Annotated in this window: 5 protein-coding genes; 3 read left to right on the forward strand and 2 right to left on the reverse strand. The window is 72.2% G+C overall.

The features are described from left to right. The 3 genes from JM949_RS32625 to JM949_RS32635 form a co-directional block, all read left to right on the forward strand. The coding region (locus JM949_RS32625) for a S8 family serine peptidase (protein WP_203151917.1) at positions 1 to 1690 on the forward strand (1690 nt) is incomplete at its 5' end. Between the two features lie 37 nt (positions 1691 to 1727). After that, positions 1728 to 2663, forward strand: coding sequence for a GNAT family N-acetyltransferase (locus JM949_RS32630; protein WP_203151918.1), 936 nt, complete (start codon positions 1728 to 1730; stop codon positions 2661 to 2663). Between the two features lie 86 nt (positions 2664 to 2749). Further along, complete coding sequence (locus tag JM949_RS32635) at positions 2750 to 2998, forward strand: hypothetical protein (RefSeq protein ID WP_238434306.1); 249 nt, start codon at positions 2750 to 2752, stop codon at positions 2996 to 2998. Positions 2999 to 3056: 58 nt separating this feature from the next. Here the strand turns inward: JM949_RS32635 and groL are convergent, their stop codons facing one another. Continuing rightward, a complete protein-coding gene (gene groL, locus JM949_RS32640; RefSeq protein WP_203151919.1) occupies positions 3057 to 4679 on the reverse strand; it encodes a chaperonin GroEL in 1623 nt (540 codons plus the stop codon). 272 nt (positions 4680 to 4951) lie between these two features. Beyond that, positions 4952 to 5986 (reverse strand): hypothetical protein (locus JM949_RS32645; protein WP_203151920.1); only part of this gene is annotated, 1035 nt, incomplete at its 5' end.

The raw sequence follows: 5986 nt of genomic DNA on the forward strand, positions 1-5986 counted from the left end.
CGCGCTGCTGACCCTCCCGCCGGCCGGTTTCGCGGCGGCCGCCCTGTGGGCCGCCACCTGGCGACCCACCGCCGACCCGGCCGAGGCCAGCCGCGCCGGGCGAACGGCGACCGGCTGGCTCGTGGGCCTGGTCGCACTCGGCCCACTGGCCTTCACCGACCCGGAGGAGATCAGCCTGCTGCTGGTCGGCACCCGGGACGTGCCGTTCTGGGTGGCGACCGCCGCCGTCATCGGGCTCGTCGTGGCCGTCCTGGTTGCCATCGGGTACGCGGTGCTGCTCGTCCGGCCGACAGCCCGCACCCCGAGCGGTGTGGTGGCCGCGCTGACCGCGGTGGTCCTGCTGGTGGCGTTCGGCGTGGTCGACCTCGGCCCCGGTCAGCCGGGCCTGCACGGCGAGCGGCTGTTCGTGGTGCTGCGCGCGCAGGCCGACCTGACCGGTCTACCGACCGGCACGACGGGTGGGGCCGGCCGGGACGCCCGCGCGGCGGAGGTCTACCGACGGCTGGTGACCACGGCCGAGCAGAGCCAGGCCGGCCTGCTCCGCGGGCTGAACCGGCTGCGCCTGGACCCGGTGTCGTACTACCTGGTGAACGCGGTCGAGGTGGACGGCGGCCCGGCGGTGCGGGCCTGGCTCGCGCGCCGACCGGAGGTGGCCCGGGTGCTGGTCAGCCAACGCCTCCGGCCCCTGCCGGCCCCGGCCCGGCAGAACCGGGGCAGCGCGCCCCGACCGACCGGCCCGGAGTGGAACATCCGGCAGATCGGCGCCGATCGGGTCTGGTCCCAGCTCGGCGTGACCGGGGCGGGCATCGTCGTCGGCAGCTCCGACTCGGGCGTGGACGGCACCCATCCCGCCCTGCGCGCCGGGTTCCGTGCCGGGAACGACTCCTGGTACGACCCGTGGGACGGCACCCGGAGCCCGACCGACCAGGGCGGGCACGGCACCCACACGGTGGGCAGCGCGGTCGGCCGGGACGGCATCGGGGTGGCCCCGGACGCGCAGTGGGTGGGCTGCGTCAACCTGGACCGCAACCTTGGTAGCCCGGGGCACTACCTGGACTGTCTCCAGTTCATGTTGGCGCCCTTTCCGACCGGCGGCGACCCGTTCACCGACGGTCGTCCGGAGCGCGCCCCGCAGGTGCTGACCAACTCGTGGGGCTGCCCGGCGATCGAGGGTTGCGACAGGGGCGTACTGCGGCCGGCAACCGCGGCGCTGGACGCCGCCGGGATCTTCGTGGTTGTCGCGGCCGGCAACACCGGCCCGTGGTGCGCGTCCATCGACGATCCGCCCGCGCCGTACCCGGACGTGCTGACCGTGGGCGCGGTGGACGCGCAGCGTCGGGTGGCCCAGTTCTCCTCCCGGGGGCCGGTGCCGGGCGGTCCGGGTAAGCCGGACGTGCTGGCACCGGGTGTGGGCGTGGTGTCGGCCATGCCGGGCGGCACGTACGCCGCGCTGGACGGCACGTCGATGGCGACGCCGCAGGTGGCCGGCGTGGTCGCGCTGATGTGGTCGGCGAACCCGACGCTGATCGGTGACCTGACCCGGACCCGGCAGATCCTGCGGGACACCGCCACCCCGGCGACGCCCACCTACCGTTCCGGCAACCCGTCCGACGCCTGTGGCACGCCGTCCAACGTCACCGGTGCCGGCCAGGTCGACGCGTACGCCGCGGTACGCGCCGCCCGGGGGTGACGGGCGGGCCGGAACAAGGTGATCTAGGGTCGCGACCATGGACGCCGAGATCACCGTCACCGAGCTGACCGCCGACCTGTCCCCCACCGTGGTACGGCTCTGCGAACAGGCCCTCGACCTGCCCGAGGACGCCGCCGAGGCGGCGGCGATCGTGGACGTGCTCTGGTCCCGGGCCGCCGCCGACCGGGCGGTGGTCGGGCTCGGCGCGTACCGGGGTGGGGTGCTGGTCGGGGTGTTGCTCTGCTCGGTGTCGTCGACCGAGCCGGGGATCGGGCACGTGGACCTGGTCGCGGTCGCCCCGGATCAGCGCCGTCGGGGCGTCGGCCGGGCGCTGCTCCAGCGCGCCGAGCGGGTGCTCGCCGAGCGCGGGGCAACCGAGGTGCTGCTGGCCGGCAACCCGCCCTACTACGCGTGGCCGGGCATCGACGTCCGCTACACACCGGCGGTCTGCGCCGCGCTGGCGCTCGGCTATCAGCAGGACCGGACCGCCTGGAACATGACCGCCGACCTGTCCTACGACGGGTCGCCGGCACTGCGGTCCACCGAGGCGGCCGAGCGGCGGCTGGCCGACCAGGGCGTCACCGTACGCCGGGCGGAGCCGGCGGACCTGCCGGCGCTCACCGCGTTCGCCCGGTCCACCTTCGGCGGCACCTGGGACGGCGAGCTGGCCGGGTCGGTGGGGCGGGACGGGGCCGGTTGCCACCTGGCCGAGCGGGGCGGCGAGGTGCTCGGCTTCGCCGCGTACGGGTCGTCCCGGCCGAGCTGGTTCGGGCCGATGGGCACCGCGCCGGCCGCCGAGGGGTCGGGCATCGGCGGGGTGCTGTTGCGGCGTTGTCTGCGGGACCAGCGGACGGCGGGGCTGGACCAGGCACAGATCGGCTGGGTCGGGCCGGTGCCGTTCTATTCCGGCAGTGCGGGCGCTCGGATCGAGCGGGTCTTCTTCCTGTTCCGGCGGCCGGTGCGCGGCGAATAGGGGGCGAACGGGACGTAGGCTCAGATAGCGCCATTCGCCCGCACCGGTCATTGACGCCCCCTACCGTTTCGGTAGAGGAGGCAGCCATGACCACGGATGACAACCAGACCGAGGACGGCCCGCCGATCACCTGGAAACCGGTCGGTGAACTCCCCGGCCAACTGCCGTTCGACCGGCTCGACTACGGCGACGCCGAACAACTGGCCGAGATGACCACCGACGGCCAGTCGCCGGTGACCGAGGAGCCGCAGGAGATGGTGGACGCCCCGATCCAGCTGCTCCCGCCGTACGACCGGGCACAGAAACGGCGCAACCAGCGCCCACTGCCGACCTGACGACGAACGGGGCGGACCGCGTCAGCGGCCCGCCCCGTTCGGTGTGTCGGAACTGGACTCAGAAGTCCATGTCCCCGCCACCCGGGCCAGCCGGGGCAGCCGGGGTCTTCTCCGGCTTGTCCGCGACAACAGCCTCGGTGGTGAGGAAGAGCGCCGCGATGGAGGCGGCGTTCTGCAGCGCCGAGCGGGTCACCTTGGCCGGGTCGATGATGCCCGCGGCCAGCAGGTCGACGTACTCGCCGTTGGCGGCGTTGAGGCCGTGACCCGCTTCGAGGTTACGGACCTTCTCCACCACGACGCCGCCCTCGAGGCCGGCGTTGACGGCGATCTGCCGCAGCGGGGCGTCCAGCGCGACCTTGACGATGTTCGCACCGGTCGCCTCGTCGCCGACCAGGTCGAGCTTGTCGAAGGCGGTCTTGCCGGCCTGCACCAGCGCGACGCCACCACCCGGGACGATGCCCTCCTCGACGGCGGCCTTCGCGTTGCGAACGGCGTCCTCGATGCGGTGCTTGCGCTCCTTGAGCTCGACCTCGGTGGCCGCGCCGACCTTGATGACCGCAACGCCGCCGGCCAGCTTGGCCAGCCGCTCCTGCAGCTTCTCCCGGTCGTAGTCGGAGTCGCTCTTGTCGATCTCGGCCCGGATCTGGTTGACCCGGCCCTGGATCTGCTCGGCGTCACCGGCACCGTCGACGATGGTGGTCTCGTCCTTGGTCACCACGACCTTGCGGGCGCGGCCCAGCATGTCGAGGCTGGCGGCGTCGAGCTTGAGGCCGACCTCCTCGCTGATGACCTGGCCACCGGCGAGGATGGCGATGTCGGTCAGCATGGCCTTGCGGCGGTCACCGAAGCCCGGCGCCTTGACGGCGACCGACTTGAAGGTGCCACGGACCTTGTTGACCACCAGGGTGGCCAGGGCCTCGCCCTCCAGGTCCTCGGCGATGATCAGCAGCGGCTTGCCCGACTGCATGACCTTCTCCAGGATCGGGAGCAGGTCCTTCACCGACGAGATCTTGCTGTTGGCGATCAGGATGTACGGGTCGTCGAAGACGGCCTCCATACGCTCCGGGTCGGTCATGAAGTAGGCCGAGATGTAGCCCTTGTCGAAGCGCATACCCTCGGTGAGCTCCAGCTCCAGCCCGAAGGTGTTGCTCTCCTCGACGGTGATGACGCCTTCCTTGCCGACCTTGTCCATCGCCTCGGCGATGATCTCGCCGACGGTGCTGTCACCAGCGGAGATGGAGGCGGTGGAGGCGATCTGCTCCTTGGTCTCGACGTCCTTGGCGAGCTTGGACAGCTCCTCCGAGACGCTCGCGACAGCGGTCTCGATGCCCCGCTTCAGGGCCATCGGGTTGGCGCCGGCGGCCACGTTGCGCAGGCCCTCGCGAACCAGGGCCTGGGCCAGGACGGTCGCCGTCGTCGTGCCGTCACCGGCAACGTCGTCGGTCTTCTTGGCGACCTCCTTGACCAGCTCAGCGCCGATCTTCTCGTACGGGTCCTCGAGCTCGATCTCCTTGGCGATGCTCACACCATCGTTGGTGATGGTGGGGGCACCCCACTTCTTCTCGAGCACGACGTTGCGGCCCTTGGGGCCGAGGGTCACCTTCACGGCGTCGGCGAGCTGGTTCATGCCCCGCTCGAGGCCGCGGCGCGCCTCTTCGTCGAACGCGATCATCTTGGCCATACGGCGTTGTCCTCCTGGACACTCACGGGCCACCCGGGATGTGTTCCCCGGATGGGCCGCCTGGTGTACGCACCTTGGGACGTCGCCACCTGGCGACGACGACGTCCTTCGGCCGGGCCGGATAGCCCGCGACGACCGGCCATGTGCCGCCCCGGCGTCTCCACGCCGGTGCAACCTGGCCCCACCGTCCCGACCATTGGCACTCGCGGTATGCGAGTGCCAATGACTTGTTTAGCACTCTCCCTTGCCGAGTGCAAGCACGATGCTGCCGCTCAGCCGAGTTCCGCAGCCAGTCCGGCGCTGTTCACCGGCGCCTCGTGGGCGCGTTGCTCGGCGTACGTCAGTAGCAGACCGATCAACTGGGCGAGATGGGCCGGCAGGGCCAGAACGGCGGTGATGCCGATCACCACCACCGCCCCGACCGCGGTGCCGGGGGAGGCGAACGGGTCGGTACCGAACGCGGAGGTGCCCACCCCTTCCAGGACACCGGGGATCAGGCTGCCGATGATCACCGCCAGGGCCACCACTGCCACCCGACCGAGCAGCAGGCCGAGCCGGTCATGGAACATCCGGAACGATCGGCCGATCGGGTTGCGGCGTTCGAAGAGATAGGCCGGGCCGGCCATGCTCAGCGCGAACAGCAGGTAGATGCCCGGCAGTACGCAGAAGCAGAGGCCAACGCCGACGAGCAGGCTGACCAGCAGCGTCCAGCCCCACAGCCCGAGCGCCCGACGCAGGCCGTAGCGCAGCGCCGACTCCAGGCTGGCTGGCTGACCGGCCGCCTGCCGGGTGATCACCCAACTGCCGGCGGCCCACCCCACGGACTGCACCAACCCGACCAACAGACTGCCGCCGACCAGCACGGCCAGGAGGCTGACGACCTCGGCGAGGAAATTGTCCGGCAGCACTGCGGTCGGGTTCGCCTCGGCCTCGGCGGCCCAGTTGGCGGACGGGTCCACGCCGAGGCTGATCACCGAGAGCACCGCCGCCGGCAACACCTGCGTGAGCAGCATGATCGGCACCAACTGCCGCCAGCCCCGACGCAGTGCTCCCCCGCACCTGCCGAACCAGCCACCGAGGCCGGCTCCGGGCGGCGTGACCAGGGCGTCGGCCGGGTCGAACCCGTAGCCCGGCGGGTACCAGCCGCCCGGCGGCCCCGGATACCACGGCTGCCCGCCGTACGGACCCGCCCCGGGCGGATAACCCCCGGTGGGCGGGAACACCCAGCCGGGTGCCGGCTGGGCGGCCGGATCCCAGCCGGGTGGTGGACCGACGGGGCCGGTCTGGCCCGGCGGCGGCTCAGCGGC

The sequence above is a fragment of the Micromonospora tarensis genome (assembly GCF_016803395.1).
In the GTDB taxonomy this organism is placed as follows: Bacteria; Actinomycetota; Actinomycetes; order Mycobacteriales; family Micromonosporaceae; genus Micromonospora; species Micromonospora tarensis.

Bases quoted from the DNA above. Each gene is read 5' to 3' on its own strand.
- JM949_RS32635 (WP_238434306.1), top strand. From the start codon at position 2,750: ATGACCACGGATGACAACCAGACCGAGGACGGCCCGCCGATCACCTGG.
- JM949_RS32630 (WP_203151918.1), top strand. From the start codon at position 1,728: ATGGACGCCGAGATCACCGTCACCGAGCTGACCGCCGACCTGTCCCCC.
- groL (WP_203151919.1), bottom strand. From the start codon at position 4,679: ATGGCCAAGATGATCGCGTTCGACGAAGAGGCGCGCCGCGGCCTCGAG.